At 44.1% G+C, this 20,003-nt stretch carries 27 protein-coding genes; 19 read left to right on the top strand and 8 right to left on the bottom strand.

All coding sequences use genetic code 11. The features are described from left to right. Nucleotide 1 precedes the first annotated feature (1 nt). A complete protein-coding gene (locus JI667_RS01640; protein ID WP_206849566.1) occupies nt 2-334 on the top strand; it encodes a YolD-like family protein in 333 nt (110 codons plus the stop codon). A gap of 39 nt (nt 335-373) precedes the next feature. On the opposite strand, the gene JI667_RS01635 is transcribed toward JI667_RS01640, so the two are convergent. Continuing rightward, nucleotides 374-589: a CDGSH iron-sulfur domain-containing protein gene (locus tag JI667_RS01635; protein WP_206849564.1), complete on the bottom strand. Its 216-nt coding sequence runs from the start codon at nt 587-589 to the stop codon at nt 374-376. 130 nt (nt 590-719) lie between these two features. Here JI667_RS01635 and JI667_RS01630 point away from each other — a divergent pair, with 130 nt between their 5' ends. Continuing rightward, a complete protein-coding gene (locus JI667_RS01630; RefSeq protein ID WP_206849563.1) occupies nt 720-1,052 on the top strand; it encodes an iron-sulfur cluster biosynthesis family protein in 333 nt (110 codons plus the stop codon). Nucleotides 1,053-1,156: 104 nt separating this feature from the next. Here JI667_RS01630 and JI667_RS01625 read toward each other — a convergent pair whose 3' ends face one another. The 4 genes from JI667_RS01625 to JI667_RS01615 form a co-directional block, all read right to left on the bottom strand. Then, nucleotides 1,157-2,053, bottom strand: coding sequence for an aminoglycoside phosphotransferase family protein (locus JI667_RS01625; protein ID WP_206849561.1), 897 nt, complete (start codon nt 2,051-2,053; stop codon nt 1,157-1,159). Beyond that, a complete protein-coding gene (locus JI667_RS01620; RefSeq protein WP_206849559.1) occupies nt 2,050-2,976 on the bottom strand; it encodes an alpha/beta hydrolase in 927 nt (308 codons plus the stop codon). Before JI667_RS01620 ends, JI667_RS01625 begins: the two co-directional genes overlap by 4 nt. A 129-nt stretch (nt 2,977-3,105) precedes the next feature. Beyond that, nucleotides 3,106-3,237, bottom strand: a complete 132-nt coding sequence (locus JI667_RS22855; protein WP_256503904.1) for a hypothetical protein — start codon at nt 3,235-3,237, stop codon at nt 3,106-3,108. A gap of 61 nt (nt 3,238-3,298) precedes the next feature. Beyond that, nucleotides 3,299-4,198: a hydroxymethylglutaryl-CoA lyase gene (locus tag JI667_RS01615; protein WP_206850501.1), complete on the bottom strand. Its 900-nt coding sequence runs from the start codon at nt 4,196-4,198 to the stop codon at nt 3,299-3,301. Nucleotides 4,199-4,374: 176 nt separating this feature from the next. Between JI667_RS01615 and JI667_RS01610 the strand changes: the two genes are divergently transcribed. From JI667_RS01610 to JI667_RS01590, 5 genes are all read left to right on the top strand, one after another. Further along, nucleotides 4,375-5,562 carry an acetyl-CoA C-acetyltransferase gene (locus JI667_RS01610; protein WP_206849557.1) on the top strand — a complete coding sequence of 396 codons (1,188 nt, stop codon included), beginning with the start codon at nt 4,375-4,377 and terminating at the stop codon, nt 5,560-5,562. 35 nt (nt 5,563-5,597) lie between these two features. Continuing rightward, nucleotides 5,598-6,290, top strand: a complete 693-nt coding sequence (locus tag JI667_RS01605; RefSeq protein WP_206849556.1) for a CoA transferase subunit A — start codon at nt 5,598-5,600, stop codon at nt 6,288-6,290. An 18-nt stretch (nt 6,291-6,308) separates the two neighbouring features. Further along, the gene (locus JI667_RS01600; protein WP_206849555.1) at nt 6,309-6,971 is read left to right on the top strand and encodes a CoA transferase subunit B; all 663 of its coding nucleotides are present in this window, start codon (nt 6,309-6,311) and stop codon (nt 6,969-6,971) included. A 119-nt stretch (nt 6,972-7,090) separates the two neighbouring features. After that, nucleotides 7,091-7,321 carry a YqkE family protein gene (locus JI667_RS01595; protein WP_206849554.1) on the top strand — a complete coding sequence of 77 codons (231 nt, stop codon included), beginning with the start codon at nt 7,091-7,093 and terminating at the stop codon, nt 7,319-7,321. Beyond that, nucleotides 7,300-7,848, top strand: coding sequence for a GrpB family protein (locus JI667_RS01590; protein WP_244668164.1), 549 nt, complete (start codon nt 7,300-7,302; stop codon nt 7,846-7,848). The genes JI667_RS01595 and JI667_RS01590 overlap by 22 nt, the downstream gene beginning before the upstream one ends. A 26-nt stretch (nt 7,849-7,874) precedes the next feature. Here the strand turns inward: JI667_RS01590 and JI667_RS01585 are convergent, their stop codons facing one another. Together JI667_RS01585 and mciZ are read right to left on the bottom strand one after the other, a co-directional pair. After that, nucleotides 7,875-8,798 (bottom strand): aldo/keto reductase, encoded by a 924-nt coding sequence (locus JI667_RS01585; protein ID WP_206849553.1) that lies wholly within the window; start codon nt 8,796-8,798, stop codon nt 7,875-7,877. 79 nt (nt 8,799-8,877) lie between these two features. Beyond that, entirely contained in the window at nt 8,878-9,003 is a 126-nt protein-coding gene (gene mciZ, locus JI667_RS01580; protein ID WP_206849552.1) for a Z-ring formation inhibitor MciZ, read from the bottom strand. Nucleotides 9,004-9,084: 81 nt separating this feature from the next. On the opposite strand from mciZ, the gene JI667_RS01575 reads away from it, so the two are divergent. Next, nucleotides 9,085-9,642, top strand: a complete 558-nt coding sequence (locus JI667_RS01575; RefSeq protein WP_206850499.1) for an NUDIX hydrolase — start codon at nt 9,085-9,087, stop codon at nt 9,640-9,642. Nucleotides 9,643-9,746: 104 nt separating this feature from the next. Here the strand turns inward: JI667_RS01575 and JI667_RS01570 are convergent, their stop codons facing one another. After that, the gene (locus JI667_RS01570; protein WP_206849551.1) at nt 9,747-10,328 is read right to left on the bottom strand and encodes a GNAT family N-acetyltransferase; all 582 of its coding nucleotides are present in this window, start codon (nt 10,326-10,328) and stop codon (nt 9,747-9,749) included. A 125-nt stretch (nt 10,329-10,453) separates the two neighbouring features. On the opposite strand from JI667_RS01570, the gene spoIIM reads away from it, so the two are divergent. From spoIIM to sigF, 11 genes are all read left to right on the top strand, one after another. Next, on the top strand, nt 10,454-11,107 hold the full coding sequence (gene spoIIM, locus JI667_RS01565) for a stage II sporulation protein M (RefSeq protein WP_206849550.1): 654 nt from the start codon (nt 10,454-10,456) through the stop codon (nt 11,105-11,107). A gap of 111 nt (nt 11,108-11,218) precedes the next feature. Further along, nucleotides 11,219-11,677, top strand: a complete 459-nt coding sequence (locus JI667_RS01560; RefSeq protein ID WP_206849543.1) for a Fur family transcriptional regulator — start codon at nt 11,219-11,221, stop codon at nt 11,675-11,677. Nucleotides 11,678-11,864: 187 nt separating this feature from the next. Then, the gene (locus JI667_RS01555; protein WP_244668163.1) at nt 11,865-12,092 is read left to right on the top strand and encodes a YqzK family protein; all 228 of its coding nucleotides are present in this window, start codon (nt 11,865-11,867) and stop codon (nt 12,090-12,092) included. A 6-nt stretch (nt 12,093-12,098) separates the two neighbouring features. Beyond that, nucleotides 12,099-12,992, top strand: a complete 894-nt coding sequence (gene xerD / locus JI667_RS01550; RefSeq protein ID WP_206849539.1) for a site-specific tyrosine recombinase XerD — start codon at nt 12,099-12,101, stop codon at nt 12,990-12,992. A gap of 208 nt (nt 12,993-13,200) precedes the next feature. Further along, nucleotides 13,201-14,385 (top strand): phosphopentomutase, encoded by a 1,185-nt coding sequence (deoB, locus tag JI667_RS01545; RefSeq protein ID WP_206849537.1) that lies wholly within the window; start codon nt 13,201-13,203, stop codon nt 14,383-14,385. Nucleotides 14,386-14,472: 87 nt separating this feature from the next. Further along, on the top strand, nt 14,473-15,288 hold the full coding sequence (locus JI667_RS01540) for a purine-nucleoside phosphorylase (RefSeq protein WP_206849535.1): 816 nt from the start codon (nt 14,473-14,475) through the stop codon (nt 15,286-15,288). A 39-nt stretch (nt 15,289-15,327) separates the two neighbouring features. Continuing rightward, the gene (locus tag JI667_RS01535) at nt 15,328-16,632 is read left to right on the top strand and encodes a pyrimidine-nucleoside phosphorylase (protein WP_206849533.1); all 1,305 of its coding nucleotides are present in this window, start codon (nt 15,328-15,330) and stop codon (nt 16,630-16,632) included. A 427-nt stretch (nt 16,633-17,059) separates the two neighbouring features. Continuing rightward, nucleotides 17,060-18,226: a D-alanyl-D-alanine carboxypeptidase family protein gene (locus JI667_RS01530; RefSeq protein ID WP_206849518.1), complete on the top strand. Its 1,167-nt coding sequence runs from the start codon at nt 17,060-17,062 to the stop codon at nt 18,224-18,226. A gap of 116 nt (nt 18,227-18,342) precedes the next feature. Beyond that, entirely contained in the window at nt 18,343-18,693 is a 351-nt protein-coding gene (gene spoIIAA, locus JI667_RS01525) for an anti-sigma F factor antagonist (RefSeq protein WP_044340116.1), read from the top strand. Nucleotide 18,694: 1 nt separating this feature from the next. After that, complete coding sequence (gene spoIIAB, locus JI667_RS01520) at nt 18,695-19,138, top strand: anti-sigma F factor (protein WP_206849516.1); 444 nt, start codon at nt 18,695-18,697, stop codon at nt 19,136-19,138. Nucleotides 19,139-19,150: 12 nt separating this feature from the next. Next, complete coding sequence (sigF, locus tag JI667_RS01515) at nt 19,151-19,915, top strand: RNA polymerase sporulation sigma factor SigF (RefSeq protein WP_206849514.1); 765 nt, start codon at nt 19,151-19,153, stop codon at nt 19,913-19,915. Nucleotides 19,916-20,003: the final 88 nt, after the last annotated feature.

The raw sequence follows: 20,003 nt of genomic DNA, 5'->3' as shown, positions 1-20,003 counted from the left end.
GTTGATCCGCGATCGAGGAAGAATCAAATGGACATCGATGATGCTCCCGGAGCATGTGAAGCTCCTAAGAGATTGGGCTAAGGAAGATACACATGAAAAAAGGGCCGAACTTGATGAGCAGGAGCTGGACAGGATGAATGAAGTGGTGGCAGAGGCGATGGAGTTCGGGAAGCTGGTCTCGATTACTCATTATGCAAAGTATCGTCATCAGTTATTGATTGGAACCGTTCATCATTTCGACTCCATGGAAGAGAAGCTGCACGTGGTCGACAGGTTTGAAAGTGTACACTATATTCCACTGGCAAGCGTTGTGGACATTCGTTTTTTTGAATGAAAAGAGAGACTTCGTCCGAAGTCTCTCTTTTCATTCAAACTACTCTTCGTCCAATACTTTTTCTGCACGCACACAAGAATCGAATTTTCCCTTGTGTGAAGCGTCACAAAACGGCATGTTGGCAGATAAACCGCAGCGACAAAGGGTAAATACTTGTTTGGTTGGAAATACATTCCCATCAGCATCGATCAGTTCCACATCGCCGCTAACGCGAAAAGAACCGTTATCGTTCACTTTAATTTGAGCTTTTGTCATAAAAAACCACCCTTTCTAGAAAATACAAAAGAATCCCCACTATCGATAGTAAGGTGAAAAGAGCAAAAAAGCAATAATCTAAAAGGAACTAATAAAATGTGATAGGATAAAGGGCAGAGGAGGTCGTCAAATGAAAATCGAACTGACAAACGAAGCAATCCGAAAAATTCAAGATAAAATAGAAAACGAAAAAGGTCACCTCAAGCTAAAGTATGATACAGAAGGCTGTGGCTGTGTAGTGAGCGGCATTCCTACTTTATGGTTTGTCGAGCATCCCGTTGAAGGTGAAGATATAAAAATAGAGACGAACAGCTACCCGATACTCGTAGAAAAGTCAAAGGTGGTCTTTTTAGATGAAGAGCTGAAAATCGACTTTTCTTCCCAAAGTAATACATTCCAATTAAAAAGCCCAGGTCAAATCATTAATGGGAGAATGAACTTTTTGATGTATCCTGGGGAATAGAGAAGAAAAGCTCCGGTGCATACCGGAGCTTTTATGTTCTTAAAAACCAATATTCCCAACAAAATATAAGGGGAATCTCTGGGGCAGAGGGTCAGTGGAGCCTGTTACTCTGCCAACAGCTCTTCAAACATCCCCGCCAAAGAAACTCCGGTTTTCCATCCATCAAGTCCATCTTCTACAGACCAGGACGCAGACAGAATTGAATGACAAAATCCATACTGAAGCAACCGCTCATAAGAGAGGGAAAGCAGGGAAGCGATTGTCTCTGTCCTATATCGGAGCAACTCTAACGGCGCATCCCACTTTTCCCACTCATTCAACATGAACTGAATACAGTCATATTCTCTCTCTCCGATCAGCCCTTTAGGGTCGATGGCTGTCCAGCCGGAAGAATCGGAGTAGAGAATGTTACCATGATGAAGATCACCGTGAAGAAGATAGAAATCTGTGGAAGTATTCAGCAACTCCGGATAAAGGGCTTCAGCTTTTACGACGAACTCCGGAGGAATGGGGCCGGTTCCTCCGTTAAATCGATCCCGTAACCTCCCGATCCCCTTTGACCAGGATTGAACCGTAGGATAGGGATGATTGCTGACAGGTTTATGCCAAAGTCCCTTGGCAGTACGGGCGAAGACAGAGAGAACCTCTTCTTCATCCTCAATAGAGAGAAGGGGGGAACCCGGCATGAGGCGATCTAAAAGAATCCAGCCTTCTTCCTTATTGAAGTCGAGCACCTTCACCATTCCCTTTCCCTGAAAATCCTGCAGGGCATGAAACTCATTGTAGAAATCACTGTTCGGGTACCCGATCTTTAAAACGGCCTGCTCATGCATGATGTGGACAGGAACCACGAAGTTATAGCTTAGTGAAAACGGCTCACCGTAGGTTAACCGGAACCGGTCTTTTAGTGACTCCATGAGATTTTCCGTATCCGTAATCCAGTCATCCCCCGCATCTCCGTACATCGTTTGCATTTTTAACCTGAAATCAGTTGGAATCATGAGACGACATCCTTTCCCTCTATAACAAATTGCTCTAAGAACCGTTGGATCAATTCCTCGTATTCTTCCGGGTTATCATTATACGACTGGGCATGGGTACCGCTGAAATCAAGGAAAAGCTCCTTTGGACCCTGTTTCTTCTCAAAAAGATCCTTGGTCATTTGAGGTAGGATGAAATCATCGTTCTTGCTGTGAATGAATAATACGGGTTTTTGAATGTTTTGGACTACCGAAATAGGAGATAAATCCTTTAATGTGTAGCCTTGTCGCAGCTTCAGCGTACCATCCACGAGGGGGAGGAGGAATTTTGCAGGCATCTTCACTTCTGCACTCATCCGGTAGGCAAGCTGTTCACCAAAGTCGGAGAAGGGACAATCGGCAATATAAAAATCAGCCCGGTCCTCAACACTTCCGGCATAAAGAAGCAGAGTTGCAGCCCCCATGGATTCCCCGTGGATTCCGAAGAATACATCGTCCCCTTCCCGGCGGATCAGTTCATCCACGACCGCCTTCAGGTCATATTTCTCAAAGTATCCATAGCTCGTAGTCTTCCCCCCTGATTCCCCATGGCGCCTGTGGTCATAAATGACGGCGTTGAACCCCTGTTTGATGAAAAGGTTCATGTATTTAATGGAATTCCACTTGTTTTCCGTCACTCCATGGGAAAAGATCATGAATTTTTTATGAGGGTGGGGCTTCACGAATACCGCTTTAATATCATAACCGTACTGAGAAGGAATCAGGATTTCTTCTTTAGGAAGGGAGTCATACTCTTCTTCGATCAGCCGGGTCGATTCGGTTTCCCGAGCCCGGATGAAGTCATCCCCCTTTTTCGGTAAATACATAAATCGATTCGTAATATAAACCCCAAGCAGCCCGATAGAAGAAAGGGTGCCGCCAAGGATGGCCCATTTTTTTCTCATGTGTCATCACCTCAAAGGAATATCGTTTATTCTTATTGTAGCAAATAAAGGAAATAAGCGGAATTTTTGAGGACGAAAAAAAGTGCCTCAGGAAGAGACACTCTTTTTAATCGGTGTGTAATTCAGGACTTATGATTTAGCATTTTGTCCTTTAGTTGGATGAATGGCTTTATCAAGTTCTTCTTTCGCCATGGTGTTTGAAACCGTATCTGCATTCGGTTTCCCTTTTTGACTGAATCCTTTATCGCGTTTTTGGCTCATGTGATTCATCTCCTTAGAGGTTATCATCATTATAATGCTTCAAGGAGAAAGGGCCTATGCATTACTGATTCAATTCATGAAGACGGTAGTAACCGCTCTGAATTGGGCGGCTGACATGCGGTTTAACGACTTCGATGGCATGTGCAAGCTTCTCCAGATCAATCCCTGTTAAGATCCCCATTTCTTCGAGCATATACACAACATCCTCGGTTGCCACATTTCCGGTGGCACCGGGGGCGAAAGGGCACCCTCCAAGACCGCCGGCACTCGTGTCGAAGCGATCGATCCCCGCTTGAAGGGACGCAAGGATATTCGCCAGGGCCATTTTGCGGGTGTCATGGAAATGTGCTGTCAGTAATGTATGAGGTATTTCCTGCTTCAACCTTGCAAAAAGATGATATGCTTCAGACGGATTAGCACGGCCGATCGTATCGGCGACGCTCAGTTCATCCACTCCCAATGAAACGAATCCCTTACAAAGGGAAAGAGTGTCAAGAGGCTTGATCTTCCCTTCATATGGACAGTAGAAGGCGGTAGAGATGCAGGCTCTTACGAAATAGCCCTTTTCTTTTAACTCTGAAAGAAGCGGTGCCAGATCTGTAAGAGCTTCATCCGTTGTCTTATTGATGTTTTTTTGATTGAAGGTATTGCTTACGCCAACGAATACAGCGACAGACCGGCAGTCTGTTTCATAAACTCGTTCCATCCCCTTTTTATTAGGAGCAAGTATCATATCACGTGAATCCAGTGTCAGACAGGTGTCGACAATTTCACTCGCATCCTGCATCTGTGGAACCCATTTCGGAGACACAAACGAGGTCAGTTCCATTTCTTTTATTCCCGATTGTTTCAAACGAAGGATAAATTCTTTCTTAACGTCCGTCGGGACAAAATTCTTCTCATTTTGTAAGCCGTCTCTTGGACCTACTTCGATAATCGTAGCTTTTTTAGGTAATTTCATCATTTCACTCCTCCCTCTTCATTTTAAGAAAATTTCGACATATAAATCAATATAAAAATTTTTTGACGAATTTAGAGGAATTTAACCGCTTACATAGAATGAGTTAAAGTGGAACAGTTTTCAAAAGGTAACGAATAGGCAAGCACATCAGTCAGAAGAGAAAGGGAGGAAGAAAGATGTCGAATGAAGTTGTCATTGTGAGTGCAGTACGCACAGCCATCGGAAGCTTTAACGGATCTTTAAAAGGTATTTCCGCTCCGGAACTTGGAGCGATTGTGATTAAAGATGCCCTTGAAAAGGCTGGTTTAAGTGGTAGTGACGTGGATGAAGTGATCATGGGGAATGTGTTGCAGGCAGGGTTGGGTCAAAATCCCGCCCGTCAAGCATCCATCAAAGCAGGACTGCCTGAGCAAGTACCTGCCATGACGATCAATAAAGTATGTGGATCAGGATTAAAAACGGTTCATCTAGCAACGCAGGCAATCCTCGCGGGGGATGCAGATATCATTGTTGCAGGTGGAATGGAAAATATGAGTCAGGCTCCCTATTTACTTCAGGGAGCAAGAGAAGGGTATAAAATGGGGGACCAGAAAGTCGTCGACAGCATGATATCAGACGGCTTATGGTGTGCCTTTAATGATTATCATATGGGTGTGACGGCAGAAAATCTATGTGACCGTTACTCTCTGACAAGAGAAGAACAGGACGAATTCGCTGCATGGAGTCAGCAAAAAGCTGCTGCTGCCATCGAATCCGGCCGATTCGATGATGAAATCGTTCCGGTTTCCATCCCGCAACGAAAAGGGGATCCACTCGTGTTCAGTCAGGATGAGTTCCCGCGTAAAGGCTCAACTGCCGAGAAGTTATCGGGGCTTCGTGCTGCCTTCAAAAAAGATGGCTCTGTGACAGCCGGTAATGCGTCAGGCATAAATGATGGTGCAGCTGCTGTTGTCGTCATGTCCAGGAAGAAAGCAGACGAACTTGGCATCACGCCTCTCGTGACGATCAAGGGGAACGCCAATGCAGGTGTAGATCCAAGTGTCATGGGAATCGGACCTGTTGCCGCAGTGAAAAAAGTATTGGAAAAAACAAAGATGACGATTGAGGACATGGAATTAATTGAAGCAAATGAAGCATTCGCTGCTCAATCATTAGCCGTGGATAAGGAACTTCAATTCAAGAAGGATGCTTTGAATGTAAATGGGGGAGCCATTGCTCTAGGTCATCCGATTGGAGCTAGTGGAACACGAATTCTGGTGACGCTGATCCATGAGATGAAGAAAAGAGGCGTTCAAAACGGATTGGCTACTCTTTGTATCGGTGGTGGACAGGGAGTAGCAACGGTTGTTGAACTTCATAAATAAGGAGTTGGAAAATCCAGATTCGAGGAGGGAATACAATGAAAGAAGTGTACACTTCATATGACGAAGCAGTGGCTGACATCCATGATGGAGCCACGATAATGGTTGGAGGATTCGGTCTGTGCGGGATCCCTGAAAAGCTCATCCTTGCCCTTGTGAAAAAGGGTGTGAAGAACCTGACCGTCATTTCAAATAACTGCGGTGTAGACGACTGGGGACTGGGTTTATTACTGAAAAATAAGCAGATTGATAAAATGATAGGTTCCTATGTCGGGGAAAACAAAGAATTTGAAAGACAGGTTTTATCGGGAGAGCTCGAGGTGGAACTCGTTCCTCAAGGCACGCTTGCGGAGAAAATCCGTGCAGGTGGGGCAGGGATCCCAGCCTTCTTTACGCCTGCAGGAGTTGGGACACCGGTAGCGGAAGGAAAGGAAACCCGCACATTCAATGGGAAAGAATACTTGCTCGAAGAAGCCTATACGGCAGACTTCTCACTTGTTAGGGCCTGGAAGGCCGACAAGATGGGGAACTTGATTTATAACAAAACGGCTCAAAACTTTAACCCGATGATTGCGGCAGCGGGAAAAGTGACGATCGCTGAGGTGGAAGACCTCGTTGAAATCGGGGATATCAATCCTAATGAAGTCCACACACCAAGCATCTACGTTCAGCGTCTGATTCAGGCCGAGCAGGAGAAGCGCATTGAAAGAAGAACAGTGAGGCAAGCATAAGAAGGAGAGTGGACCGGGATGGATCGTGCCAAAATGCGTGAAAGAATAGCGAGAAGAGCAGAAAAGGAAATAGAAGATGGTTTCTATGTCAATTTAGGAATCGGGATGCCCACACTGGTGGCCAACTATATAACAGAAAACAAACAGGTTGTCCTTCAATCGGAAAATGGATTACTCGGTATCGGCCCTTATCCAGGGGAAGATGAAGTGGATGCCGACCTCATCAACGCCGGAAAAGAGACTGTCACAGCGATTCCGGGCTCCTCTTACTTTAACAGCTCGGAGTCATTCGGAATGATCCGCGGAGGGCATATCAATATCGCCATCCTCGGTGGAATGGAAGTAGCCGAAAACGGGGACCTTGCCAACTGGATGATTCCGGGGAAGATGATCAAAGGAATGGGCGGAGCGATGGATCTCGTCCACGGGGCTCAGCGCATCATCGTCATCATGGAACATGTCAATAAGGCAGGGGAGAGTAAGATCCTGAAGGAGTGCACATTACCTTTGACAGGTAAAGGCGTTGTGGACCGCATCATCACGGATCGTGCCGTGATGGATGTAACGGAGGAAGGATTATTCCTCCGTGAAGTAGCCAACGGTTTCTCGGTGGAAGATATCCAATCGTCCACCGATGCCAAGCTGATCATCGGGGAAGATGTGAAACTTGAAGCCTTTTGAAGCAAACAGTCGGTTAGGAGGGGGTGTATTACCCTTTTTAACCGGCTTTTTTTGAGCCTGGCTTTTGACTAAAATCATAAAAAGATTTATAACTATGACAGATAGGGGGAATTAAGGACATGTCTAAGAAGAATAAACAGGAAGCAGGATTGACGTTAAAGAACTCAATCAGTGGCGACCTCTTCGAACAATTGAAAGAAAAGAAAGCAGAGCTTGAAAAGGTAGAGTCTGTGAAGAAGGAAGAAGATCGTCTCCGGAAAATAGAAGAGAAAAGACAGCGTGAGAAGAATAAAAGCTTTGAAGAGTTGTTGAATGAAAGCAATATGAATTGGAAGAATTTCAAGGATTGATGAGGGATGTAAAAGTGGTGCCTCATCAAGCTGCCTGGAAAGAGAAATTTGAAAAAGAAAAACGCATTCTGAATAATTTTCTTCCTGATGCAGCCATTCATCATATAGGGTCGACCTCCATACAGGGATTGAACGCTAAACCGATTATCGATATCCTGATAGAAGTACCTGACCTGGATGGCATTGATGACCTGATAGACGAATTCAATCAACTGGATTTTGTGAGTAAAGGTGAAAATGGTATCCCGAACCGCCGCTTTTTTTATAAGGGAGAAGGAAATGAGAGAGCTGTGCATCTTCACATTTTTCCATATGGAATTCATCATGTCGTCAGGCACATAGCGTTCCGCGATTATTTAAGAGAACATGACGTTGAAGCCCAAAGATATGGTGAACTGAAGTCAATGCTTGCAAAGAAGTTCCCACATGATATGGAGGATTACATTCAAGGGAAAGATCAACTGGTGAAGGACCTGGAGAAAAAGGCATTAAGCTGGTATGAAAAAAATAAGCGGGCAGGGAAATAAGAAACCCTGACCCGCTTATTAATCATTCAATCCCTGTGTTGCTCATATCGTGATAATTTGGTTAATTGTCCTAGCATCTCTAGCTCATTGGAAGATAGTGCTCCCGAATTGACAGCATCGATGTTTTCCTGAAGCTGTTGAACAGAACTTGCTCCCGGGATGACAGCAGCCACCGACTCATGAGCGAGAATATATTGAAGGGCAAGCTGGTTCATTGAACGGTTGTCTCCCATTTTCCCATGGATGGACTTTAGTGTTTCTTCAAGCTCTTGATAAGAATAGTCCAGATAGCCGTCTTCTTTCATTTTGTTGGATGCTTTGGAAAGCATTTTTTCAGAAAGAAGCCCTTTAGCCAAAGGCCCACGTGCCACGATGCTCACCTTATTTTCATCCAGGAGGTCCATCCACTCTTCCGGTCGGCGGTCGAGTAGACTGTACTGCATCATCACGCTTTCAATGGAAGCAGAAGTCAAGAAACGTTTGATGACATTCGGCCTAATAGAAGAAATGCCATAATAGCGAATCAGCCCTTCTTTCTTCAATTCTTCAAATGCTTCGATCGTTTCTTCAACATGGTCTTCAATCGTCCCTCCGTGAAGTTGATAAAGATCAATATAGTCCACTTTCAGACGGGAAAGGCTGTCCTTCACGGCAGACTTGATATACGATTTGGAAGGGTCCCAGCGCCAGCCGTCTTCCACGTCATTCCAGCGGTTCCCGACTTTAGTTGCAAGAATGATATCGTCCCTCACCTCATGGATAGCTTTCCCGACCAATTCTTCATTTTGACCAAAGTCATATAAATCAGCGGTATCAAGGTAGTTGATTCCATTATCTAAAGCATGCTTCACAATGTCCTTGGCTGCACTTTCTCCGGTTCCAAGGGACATACAGCCGAGCCCCATTTTTGATACATGTAAAGCGGAGTTACCGATTTGTCTTTTTTCCATTGTATCCGTCCTTTCGACATTAGCATTCTCTATTATATTAACGAAAGTGGGGACGAATAAACAAAGAAAACGACTGCCTTCAACGATTGGCTTCGATCCATTCCTTTACCGTGGCGTAGTGTTGATTATATTGCTTCAGCTTTTCCTTGATTTCCCATGCTTTCCCTACCAGGATGATCCGGTCCTTTTCAACAATCACCTTCAAGGGTTTTCACCTCGATCCTCGAATAGGATATGGTAAAATGTATGAGGACAAGGTCAATGACAGAACAAGGAGAGTTGAATGATGAAAAAATTTGAAGAAAAAACACTCAACACGGAAACGATCTATCAAGGAAAAATCATTGATCTTCAAGTGGATGAAGTGGAGCTGCCAAACGGGAAGACATCTAAGAGGGAATTGATCAAGCATCCTGGGGCCGTGGCGGTCATTGCGTTAACACCGGAAGGGAAATTGGTAATGGTGGAGCAGTATCGTAAGGCACTGGAGAAATCCATTATTGAAATTCCTGCAGGTAAGCTTGAGCCGGGTGAAGAACCCGATAAAACCGCCCTCCGTGAGTTAGAAGAAGAAACGGGCTATGGATGTGGGAATCTTGAACATTTGATTTCGTTCTATACGTCACCGGGATTCGCCGATGAACTTGTTCACTTATATGTGGCTAGCGATCTATATTCCATTCAGGAGTCAAGAGAAACGGACGAGGATGAATTTGTCGAATTAATTGAAGTGACAGTGGAGGAAGCCCTCCAGCTCATAAAAGACAAGCGGATTTTTGATGCAAAAACGGCTTATGCGGTTCAGTATTTGCAGATGCAAAAGCTTATGGATAAGAGTGAGTGACAAAGGAAGCCGGACTCCGTTTGAGAAGGGGTCCAGCTTTTATTTGGTTGATAATGGTGAAATGCCAGGCCGGTCAATACTACCGGCCAGACTTCATGCAAGAATCAAATCGGAATCAGATCCCCAGGAACAAGAGAATACACGCACGTATCCCGTCCATCAAACCCATTCTCATCAAGGTGATCATTCCTTAAAATCCCCTCAAGCTCGAATCCCAGCCTCTCCGGCACCTTCCGGGAGGCAGTATTCCTTACATCACAACGAATTTCAACCCTCTTGCAGGAAAGGTCATTCAGGGCAAAGCGGGTCAACGCCCTTACAGCTTCCACGATATATCCCTTCTTTGTGTGTTTCGTGTGAAGCCAATATCCAATTTCCACTTTAGGTACGTCCCAATCGATGCGGTGAAGTCCTGTGGAACCGATGAATTCATTCGTTTCTTTCAGATAGATATGCAACCGGATATCGGTCTTCTTAATGAACTCTGCATAGGATTCCCGGACGCCGGCTTCAATCTCTTCAAAGGTCTGTTCTTTACGAGCGAAGGGGAGCCATGGTTTTAACTCGCTCCTTGATTCGGAAATAGCTTTCCATACGTCTGATCCGTCACCAGGCATGCACGGCCGAATAAAAAGGCGTGGGGTTTCGATCCTGGAGGGGAACTCTAGCAAACTTGGTTTGTACATTCTATCTTCCTCCTGTTCAAGTTCCTATGATTATACGTTTATCCCTATAGAAGTTCAATAGAATAGAATAAACATCTCCCCCCTTACATATAGATTAGTAATCGATATCTAGGAGGAGCACTGTGATGCGTAAAAAACTATCAAATTCAAATCCACTCGTTCAACATGTACAAGCACATTCCTCAATCTATTTATTTATCATTACGCTGTTTTTAATGGGGATCATTTTTGGTGCCATCGTGGTTAATTCCTTGTCTTTTGCCCAAAAGGAGGACCTGTATTTTTATTTGAGTAAGTTCTTCAGTGAAATGGAGGATGGGAGTATGACGTCTTCAGAAGAACTTTTCCGTCAGAGCTTCCTTCATAACGTGAAATATCTCGGGTTGATGTGGCTGCTTGGCATTTCGATTATCGGGCTTCCCCTTATATTCGTTCTATTATTCATGAAAGGTGTCGTGGTTGGTTTTTCCGTCGGCTTCCTTGTGAATCAAATGAGCTGGAATGGGTTTCTATTATCTTTTGTGAGCATATTGCCTCAAAACATTATCATTATTCCTGCGTTCATTTTCATCGGGGCGATCAGTGCAAACTTCTCCCTTACATTGATACGGAAGATCTTTATGAGGCATACCTCTTCCATGCAGTTCCAGATGATCCCTTTTCTATCCAGGTACGTCATCTTTATGGTGGTGGCCATCGGGATCGTCACCGTCGCCGCAAGTATTGAAGCCTATCTTTCTCCTAATTTAATGGAAGCGGTCATATCGAAATTGAAGTGAAATAGTTCTTATGTAAGAATCATTTCATTTGTTTGATTATAATTATTTTATTTTGCTTCTTCCTCCCTTTTTGATATAATAGTAAAGACATTGACGAGGGAGGAAGGGACTATGGAAAGCCGCATTGAACGAATCAAAAAACAGCTTCATTCTGCCAGCTACAAGCTTACGCCACAGCGTGAAGCAACGGTACGCGTGTTATTGGAACATGAAGAAGACCACCTCAGCGCCGAAGATGTATACCTCCTCGTTAAGGAAAAATCTCCGGAAATTGGACTGGCAACCGTATATCGTACATTGGAATTGTTATCTGAACTGAAAGTTGTGGATAAAATCAATTTTGGCGATGGTGTATCGCGCTATGATCTCAGGCAAGAAGGGGCAGCCCACTTCCATCACCATTTAGTATGTATAGAGTGTGGAGCGGTTGATGAAATCCAAGAAGATCTCTTAGAAGATGTGGAAGCGATTGTCGAACGAGACTGGAAGTTTAAAATAAAAGATCACCGGCTCACCTTTCATGGGATTTGTTCAAGATGCCATGATAAAGATGAAAACCCAGAAGAATAAGATGATGCCAAAAAGCCTTAAAGACCCCTGTGTTGTTTCTCACCCGGAAACATCCCATACATACTCTTTAAGGCTTTTTTTCATACACACATAGAATTTTTCACAGTTTCTGACTCCATAAGGTATAAAACCATTCAAAATCGTCATAGCTTGTATTAATAAGCCGGCGAATATGGAGGGTGACAGGATGATTAAAGGGGCCCAAATGGTATGGCAGACCATTAAGGTGTTTATTTTATTTACGGGATCAACGATTTTGTTTTACTATGGTATCATGTGGATCAGTGAAGAGTACGAAGGCTATCACAGATATGATGAGCCCGAGGGAGCAGCGATAAAGGTATATTCTTCCGTGACAGAGGAAGAAAGCCATTGGTATGACCGATTATTATTTTTTTATATGAACGGGGAGTAATGCAGTGTGGAAGACCATATTCAAGATTTCATGCACTTTTTAATAGTAGAAAAAGGGCTGGCCAAAAATACGATCGAGTCGTATCAGCGCGATTTAAAGAACTACGCCTTATATTTAACGAAGGTGGAAGAAGTGGGTGAACTGAACGCAGTATCAAGGGTGAATATCCTCCAATTTCTTGGCCATTTGAAAAGCCAGGGGAAGTCCTCTAAAACCGTCGCACGTCACGTAGCATCCATCCGATCCTTTCATCAATTCCTCTTGAGGGAAAAGACTACGGAACAGGATCCAACGGTGCATATTGAGACACCGAAAACTGAACGGACACTACCAAAGATTCTAAGCATCGCAGAAGTGGAAGCCTTACTTGAAGCTCCTGAAGAATCGACTCCTTTGGGGATGAGAGACAAGGCTATGCTTGAAATCCTATATGCAACCGGAATCAGGGTAAGCGAGCTCATCCAGCTTAAGTTGGATGATGTCCATTTGACGATGGGATTTGTCCGATGCATCGGAAAAGGGAATAAAGAGAGGATTATCCCGATCGGTCAGACGGCCATGAATGTCCTGGAGAAGTACTTGGGCGATGCAAGGCTGAAATTACGGAGCCAGAAGCACCGAGATGATCATCTCTTCCTGAATCATCATGGTAAAGGCCTAACAAGACAGGGATTCTGGAAGAACCTAAAGGCTCTTGCCAAGAAAGCCAATATCGAGAAAGACTTGACGCCTCACACACTTCGGCATTCATTTGCCACTCATTTATTGGAAAATGGGGCAGATCTCAGGGCCGTCCAGGAAATGCTAGGGCATGCCGATATTTCCACTACCCAAATTTATACACATGTAACGAAAACGAGACTAAAGGATGTCTACTCGCAATTCCATCCAAGAGCTTAATAGTAAGAGGGGAGATTCCATAAAGAAATTACGATTCTTTAAGGGATCTCTCTTGTTTTTTTTGAACGGGAAAAGTAAAATATAGATGTCAGACTTCTGACGTTACATCCTGTCGATTGCTACAAAGCAGATAAGGGTATGATACGATTGACGATCAAAAATGTAACCGCTTTTTTAAAAAAGGATCATATATAGGAGGTTTACTTGAATGAGTAACTATACATACAAACGGGTTCATTTGATTGTAATGGATTCTGTCGGGATCGGGGAAGCACCCGACGCAGAACTATTCAACGATAAGGGGTCGGATACCATTGGCCACATTGCTGAGCATATGAACGGGCTCAAGATGCCGAATATGGGGAAACTGGGTCTTTCTAATATTAAAGAAGTGAAGGGCATTAATAAGGCCGACAAGCCGCTTGCTTATTATACAAAAATGCAGGAAGCATCTGTCGGGAAAGATACGATGACAGGTCACTGGGAAATCATGGGCCTTAATATCGATAAACCGTTCAAGACGTACCCGGATGGTTTTCCTGAAAAGCTTATCCAAAGACTTGAAGCTGAAACGGGCAGGACGATCATTGGAAACAAACCTGCTAGTGGAACTGAAATTATTGAAGAGTTAGGCAAAGAACACATGGAAACCGGAGCTCTAATTGTCTATACTTCAGCTGACCCTGTCTTGCAGATCGCTGCTCATGAAGACATCATCCCGATTGAAGAACAGTATAAGATCTGTGAGATTGCCCGTGAAATTACGAAAGAAGAGGAATACCTAGTGGGACGTGTGATTGCCCGTCCGTTCATCGGGGAGCCGGGAGCGTTTAAGCGCACATCCAATCGCCATGACTATGCGTTAAAGCCATTTGACCGTACCGTCATGAATGAGTTGAAGGACTCCGGCTTTGACGTGATTGCCATTGGGAAAATATCAGATATTTATAATGGTGAAGGTGTGACTGATTCCATTCGAACGAAGCATAACATGCACGGAATGGATGGACTCATTGAATCATTCGATCAGGACTTCACAGGCTTAAGCTTCCTGAATCTTGTTGACTTCGACGCGTTGTATGGACATCGTCGCGATCCAGAGGGCTATGGGAAGGCGCTGGAAGAATTTGATGCACGACTGCCTGAAGTGTTCGAGAAAATGACCGAAGATGATCTTCTGATCATTACAGCTGATCACGGGAACGATCCTACTGCTCCTGGAACAGATCATACGAGGGAGTACGTTCCACTACTCGTATATTCTAAGCGTTTCGATGGAGGGAAAGAACTTCCTATCTCTGAAACATTCGCAGATATCGGGGCAACAGTTGCAGATAACTTCAATGTGACCATGCCGAAGTTCGGTCAAAGCTTCTTGACGAACTTAAAATAGAAAATAAAGAAAAATACGAGTAGGAGAGGGATGAAGCTGAAGGAAAGGCTCATTTCCTCCTCTTTACGTTGAAAAGGAGTAATGAAAATGAATTACGAAAATATCCAAAACGCAGCGAATCATTTGAAAAATCAATATACTGGACAGCCGAAAGTCGGATTGATCCTGGGATCTGGACTTGGGGTGCTTGCTGATGAAATCCAAAACTCGGTGAAAATCCCTTATAAAGAGATTCCGGACTTCCCCGTTTCAACGGTTGCCGGTCATGCGGGGCAATTAGTGTTTGGCCAATTAGCCGGGCAGGAAGTCGTAGCCATGCAAGGACGCTTTCATTATTATGAGGGATATGGTTTCGATAAAGTGACATTCCCTGTTCGTGTAATGAAAGAACTTGGCGTCGAGGTATTGATTGTGACCAATGCAGCCGGTGGTGTGAATGAAAGCTTCCAGGCAGGGGATTTGATGCTGATTTCAGATCATATCAATAATATGGGCGGCAATCCCCTTATCGGAGCGAATGACTCACGATTAGGGCCAAGATTCCCGGATATGTCAGAAGCGTATTGTAAAGAACTTCGCCAAAAAGCGAAAGAAATCGCAACGAAACTATCCATTGAAGTGCAAGAAGGCATTTATGTAGGAAATACAGGCCCTACGTATGAAACGCCTGCTGAAGTTCGCCTTGCCCGCACCCTTGGTGGTGACGCAGTCGGGATGTCAACGGTACCTGAAGTCATCGTGGCCCGTCATGCTGGCATTAAAGTACTGGGGATTTCTTGTATTTCTAACATGGCTGCAGGAATTTTGGATCAACCTCTCTCTCATGATGAAGTAATGGAAACGACGGAAATGGTCCGCGCCAATTTCCTTTCATATGTGAAAGAAATCGTAAAGTCAATATAAAATCTGATTCAGACAAATTGAAAAGAGTGGGTGACAACAATGAGAATGGTTGACTTAATAGAGAAAAAGCGTGAAGGAAAAGAATTATCTACGGACGAAATCAAATTCATCGTGGGAGGGTATACGGATGGAAGCATCCCTGATTATCAAGTGAGTGCCCTGACGATGGCCATTTTCTTCAAAGATATGAGTGATAGAGAAAGGGCCGACCTGACGATGGCCATGGTTGAATCAGGGGATCAGATTGATTTGTCCGCCATTGAAGGCATCAAAGTCGATAAGCACTCCACAGGCGGAGTCGGTGATACAACGACACTTGTACTTGGGCCGCTTGTGGCATCTGTGGGAGTCCCTGTAGCGAAGATGAGCGGAAGAGGTCTTGGACACACAGGAGGAACCATCGACAAGCTGGAATCCGTGGAAGGCTTTCATGTGGAAATCGAAAACGATGAGTTCATCCGTTTAGTCAACAAGAATAAACTTGCCGTCATCGGTCAAAGCGGTAACTTGACGCCTGCGGATAAAAAGTTGTACTCATTGCGTGACGTAACGGCAACAGTAAACAGCATTCCGTTGATTGCAAGCTCGATCATGAGCAAAAAAATTGCTGCCGGAGCCGATGCCATCGTACTGGATGTGAAAACCGGTGCGGGTGCCTTCATGAAGACGCTGGACGATTCGAAGGACCTAGCAAAAGCAATGGTGAACATCGGGAACAATGTGGGAAGAAAAACAATGGCGGTCATTTCCGATATGAGCCAGCCCCTAGGATATGCAATCGGGAACGCCCTTGAAGTGAAGGAAGCAATCGATACGTTAAAAGGGGAAGGTCCTGAAGACTTAACAGAACTTTGCCTGACTCTTGGAAGCCACATGGTATTCTTGGCAGAGAAAGCTTCAACGTTAGAAGAAGCAAGGACATTATTACAAAAAGCGATTGATGATGGATCGGCTCTTGAGAATTTCAAAGTATTCCTTGCATCACAAGGTGGAGATCCCTCTGTTGTGGATGAACCATCCAAGCTGCCTCAAGCTACCTACAAGATCGAGCTTGAAGCGAAACAGGATGGCTATGTTTCTGAAATCGTGGCCGATGCAGTCGGAACAGCTGCCATGTGGCTGGGGGCAGGACGTGCAACAAAGGATTCTGTCATCGACTTGGCAGTTGGTCTAGAACTTCGCAAAAAGATCGGAGATGCCGTCAAAGCAGGAGAATCCCTGGCAACCATTTACAGCAACGATGAAAACATCGACAACGTGAAAGATAAATTATATGAAAGCATTAAAGTGACATCTGAACATGTGGAAGCACCTACACTGATCCATACTGAAATCACGGGTTGATCTATATTTTTGACGAAGCCTTTGCCGAAGGGATATATCCTTTGGCAAAGGCTTTTTTCGATTGGATTTAGTAGAGTGAGGGGAGGGGGTAATTCGATTTATTGTAAGATAACGCAATTATTGGAGAAAGTGATGCGACTCATAAAAACAGTGGCTCTTCTAAGTATATAAACCTCAACTGAAGCAGGCCAAAAAAACCAAATCTTCAAGCAAAATAATCATTTCTCATTCCGGGTTTCCATTTTCTTCAATACGGATTCTCTATTCCTTACCAAACCATAAATTAACACCTATCTCCCCCTGCATCCATGGCTCCTCTTTGCCCCTCCTACTTTTTTACCAATGTTTGTATAAAAATACTGAGGATGGAAAAAATGGATCTATGAGTATTGAAATAATAACGAGATTTTGATTGGAGGACAGTTGGATGAAACGTTTAGCGTATATAATGGTGACATTTGTTTTGACAGCTTTTCTTTTTCCTTCGATGGGGTTTGCACAGGAAAAGAAATCCGAATTGGCAGCTGTGGCGAAATCAGCAATATTAATCGAGCGTGACACAGGAGCGGTTCTATACGAAAAGAACAGCCATGAAAAGCTCGCACCTGCGTCCATGACAAAAATTATGACCATGACTTTAATCATGGAAGCACTTGAAAAAGGTCAAATAAAGTGGGAAGACAAAGTTCGAGCGAGTGAATACGCTGCTTCTATGGGAGGATCCCAGATCTTCCTGGAGCCGGGTGAAAGCATGTCTGTCGAGGAAATGCTGAAGGGCATTGCCATTGGTTCCGCCAATGACGCCTCTGTAGCGATGGCTGAGCATATCGCAGGTAGTGAAGAAGCGTTTGTTGAGAAGATGAACAAAAAGGCGAAAGAGCTGGGACTAAAAGAAACTCATTTCAAAAACCCGACAGGCTTACCTTCCAAAGACCATTACAGTTCGGCACATGATATGTCCATGATGGCGAAGGAGCTTCTAAAATATGAAGGAATCACAAAATTTACGGGCAGCTATGAATCCTATTTACGTGAAGGTTCGGATAAAAAGTTCTGGCTAGTGAATACGAATAAATTGGTCCGGTTCTATGACGGTGTGGACGGTTTGAAAACAGGTTTCACAAATGAAGCGAAATATTGCCTGACTGCAACGGCAAAGAAAGACAATATGAGAGTGATTGCGGTGGTATTCGGTGCACCTACGCCGAAGGAACGGAACAATGAAGTCAGTAAAATGCTTGATTATGCCTTCAATCAGTATTCAACCAAGCCTCTGTTCAAAAAAGGTGATGCCCTGGCTAAGGTGGAGGTGTCCAAAGGGAAAGAAAACAAAGTCGAAGCGGTGACGGATGAGCCGATTTCCCTTCTTGCCCACAAAGGAGAAAAATTGGATGGAATCAAGCAAAAGGTCACTCTTTCAAAGGATCTGAAAGCTCCCATTCATAAAGGGGATAAAGTCGGGATACTCGTGGTGACGAATAAAGGGAAGAAAGTAGTGGAGAGCACACTCGTGGCCAAGAAAGATGTAAAGGAAGCCGGCTGGTGGGAACTTTATAAAAAATCCTTTGGGCTTTTCACGAAGGTCGGAAAATAAGCACGAAAATAACCTCTAATTATGACGAATTCCTACTAGTTTTGTCATGGAGAAGGAATTTACTAAAAGAATAGCGAAATGACTCACTATACGACAGAGAAGGAGGCTTTCTGATAGTGAGTCTTGCTATTAACTTAGAAGTCAAAAAAGATGTACTGTGTGTCCGTTTAAGTGGTGAGTTGGATCATCATACTGCCGATGAGCTCAGGGAAAAAGCTTCGAATCTGATTGAAAGTGAGAATGTGAAGCATATCATTCTGAATTTAGAGGAACTAAGCTTTATGGATAGCTCAGGTTTAGGCGTCATTTTGGGAAGATACAAGCAGATCAAGCAAAAGCATGGAGAAATGGTGGTATGTGCGATTTCCCCTTCTGTAAACCGATTATTTGAAATGTCAGGGTTGTTTAAGATCATTCGTCTTGAACCATCTGAAGAAAATGCATTACAAAGATTGGGGGTCGCATAACATGAGAAATGAAATGAACATCCAATTCAGTTCTTTAAGCCAAAATGAATCTTTTGCCCGGGTGACTGTTGCATCATTTATAGCCCAGCTGGATCCGACTATGGATGAATTGACCGAGATCAAAACCGTCGTTTCAGAAGCTGTGACCAATGCAATCATTCATGGATATGATAACAAGCCGAATGGGACAGTATATATTTCTGTTATCATGGAAGAAAATGGATTTATTGATATGACCATTCGCGATGAGGGAATCGGGATCGGAGACGTTGAGGAAGCCCGTCAACCTCTATTCACCTCCAAACCTGAGCTTGAACGTTCTGGAATGGGCTTTACCATTATGGAGAATTTCATGGATGAAATAGAAGTGTCATCACACCCAGGTACAGGCACCACGGTTAGATTGAAGAAGCACTTGACCAATAGTAAAGCGCTATGCAATTAAGGAGTCGTGCCCATGGATGTCGAAGTGAAAAATGAAAAGGAACAGCCTTTTTTGAAAGATCACGAGGTGAAAGAGCTGATTAAGAAAAGCCAGGATGGTGACCAGAGCGCAAGGGACATAATTGTCCAGAAGAACATGCGACTCGTATGGTCCGTGGTCCAACGTTTTCTAAATCGGGGATACGAGCCTGATGATCTCTTTCAAATAGGCAGTATCGGGCTGCTGAAATCAGTGGATAAGTTTGATTTAACCTACGATGTCAAGTTTTCGACTTACGCTGTCCCGATGATCATCGGGGAAATCCAGCGATTCATACGGGATGACGGGACGGTCAAAGTGAGTCGGTCCCTGAAGGAAATGGGAAACAAAATAAGGAAAGCGAAGGATGAGCTCTCGAAGAAATTCGGCAGGGTTCCGACCGTCAGTGAGCTTGCCGAGCATCTCGAATATTCCGTTGAAGAGGTCATCATGGCCCAGGAAGCGAGCCGGGCCCCTTCCTCAATCCATGAAACCGTCTATGAAAATGATGGAGATCCCATCACGCTTTTAGATCAAATCGCTGATAATACGGATAACAAATGGTTTGACAAGATTGCTTTGAAAGAAGCCATCCGTGAATTGGATGACCGGGAGCGTCTGATTGTCTATTTGAGGTACTACAAAGATCAGACCCAATCAGAAGTAGCAGATCGGCTGGGGATATCACAGGTACAGGTATCGAGGCTAGAGAAGAAGATATTACAAACGATGAAAGATCATATGCATACAGAGTCATAGGTGAAATACCTGTGTTGGTTCAATTCTAATTGAGCTAACATGGGTATTTTTTTTATTGACAATCATTTGAAATTTTCTCCAGTACTTA

Source organism: Bacillus sp. NTK074B, assembly GCF_017303375.1.
GTDB lineage: Bacteria > Bacillota > Bacilli > Bacillales > Bacillaceae_B > Rossellomorea.
This window is presented reverse-complemented; position numbering and strand designations above follow the sequence as displayed.

What these genes read in the sequence shown, in the direction of transcription:
- JI667_RS01635 (WP_206849564.1), bottom strand. Translation starts at nt 589, where the DNA reads ATGACAAAAGCTCAAATTAAAGTGAACGATAACGGTTCTTTTCGCGTT.
- JI667_RS01630 (WP_206849563.1), top strand. Translation starts at nt 720, where the DNA reads ATGAAAATCGAACTGACAAACGAAGCAATCCGAAAAATTCAAGATAAA.
- JI667_RS01625 (WP_206849561.1), bottom strand. Translation starts at nt 2,053, where the DNA reads ATGATTCCAACTGATTTCAGGTTAAAAATGCAAACGATGTACGGAGAT.
- JI667_RS01620 (WP_206849559.1), bottom strand. Translation starts at nt 2,976, where the DNA reads ATGAGAAAAAAATGGGCCATCCTTGGCGGCACCCTTTCTTCTATCGGG.
- JI667_RS22855 (WP_256503904.1), bottom strand. Translation starts at nt 3,237, where the DNA reads ATGAGCCAAAAACGCGATAAAGGATTCAGTCAAAAAGGGAAACCGAAT.
- JI667_RS01615 (WP_206850501.1), bottom strand. Translation starts at nt 4,198, where the DNA reads ATGAAATTACCTAAAAAAGCTACGATTATCGAAGTAGGTCCAAGAGAC.
- JI667_RS01610 (WP_206849557.1), top strand. Translation starts at nt 4,375, where the DNA reads ATGTCGAATGAAGTTGTCATTGTGAGTGCAGTACGCACAGCCATCGGA.
- JI667_RS01605 (WP_206849556.1), top strand. Translation starts at nt 5,598, where the DNA reads ATGAAAGAAGTGTACACTTCATATGACGAAGCAGTGGCTGACATCCAT.
- JI667_RS01600 (WP_206849555.1), top strand. Translation starts at nt 6,309, where the DNA reads ATGGATCGTGCCAAAATGCGTGAAAGAATAGCGAGAAGAGCAGAAAAG.
- JI667_RS01595 (WP_206849554.1), top strand. Translation starts at nt 7,091, where the DNA reads ATGTCTAAGAAGAATAAACAGGAAGCAGGATTGACGTTAAAGAACTCA.
- JI667_RS01585 (WP_206849553.1), bottom strand. Translation starts at nt 8,798, where the DNA reads ATGGAAAAAAGACAAATCGGTAACTCCGCTTTACATGTATCAAAAATG.
- JI667_RS01575 (WP_206850499.1), top strand. Translation starts at nt 9,085, where the DNA reads ATGAAAAAATTTGAAGAAAAAACACTCAACACGGAAACGATCTATCAA.
- JI667_RS01570 (WP_206849551.1), bottom strand. Translation starts at nt 10,328, where the DNA reads ATGTACAAACCAAGTTTGCTAGAGTTCCCCTCCAGGATCGAAACCCCA.
- spoIIM (WP_206849550.1), top strand. Translation starts at nt 10,454, where the DNA reads ATGCGTAAAAAACTATCAAATTCAAATCCACTCGTTCAACATGTACAA.
- JI667_RS01560 (WP_206849543.1), top strand. Translation starts at nt 11,219, where the DNA reads ATGGAAAGCCGCATTGAACGAATCAAAAAACAGCTTCATTCTGCCAGC.
- JI667_RS01555 (WP_244668163.1), top strand. Translation starts at nt 11,865, where the DNA reads ATGATTAAAGGGGCCCAAATGGTATGGCAGACCATTAAGGTGTTTATT.
- deoB (WP_206849537.1), top strand. Translation starts at nt 13,201, where the DNA reads ATGAGTAACTATACATACAAACGGGTTCATTTGATTGTAATGGATTCT.
- JI667_RS01540 (WP_206849535.1), top strand. Translation starts at nt 14,473, where the DNA reads ATGAATTACGAAAATATCCAAAACGCAGCGAATCATTTGAAAAATCAA.
- JI667_RS01535 (WP_206849533.1), top strand. Translation starts at nt 15,328, where the DNA reads ATGAGAATGGTTGACTTAATAGAGAAAAAGCGTGAAGGAAAAGAATTA.
- JI667_RS01530 (WP_206849518.1), top strand. Translation starts at nt 17,060, where the DNA reads ATGAAACGTTTAGCGTATATAATGGTGACATTTGTTTTGACAGCTTTT.
- spoIIAB (WP_206849516.1), top strand. Translation starts at nt 18,695, where the DNA reads ATGAGAAATGAAATGAACATCCAATTCAGTTCTTTAAGCCAAAATGAA.
- sigF (WP_206849514.1), top strand. Translation starts at nt 19,151, where the DNA reads ATGGATGTCGAAGTGAAAAATGAAAAGGAACAGCCTTTTTTGAAAGAT.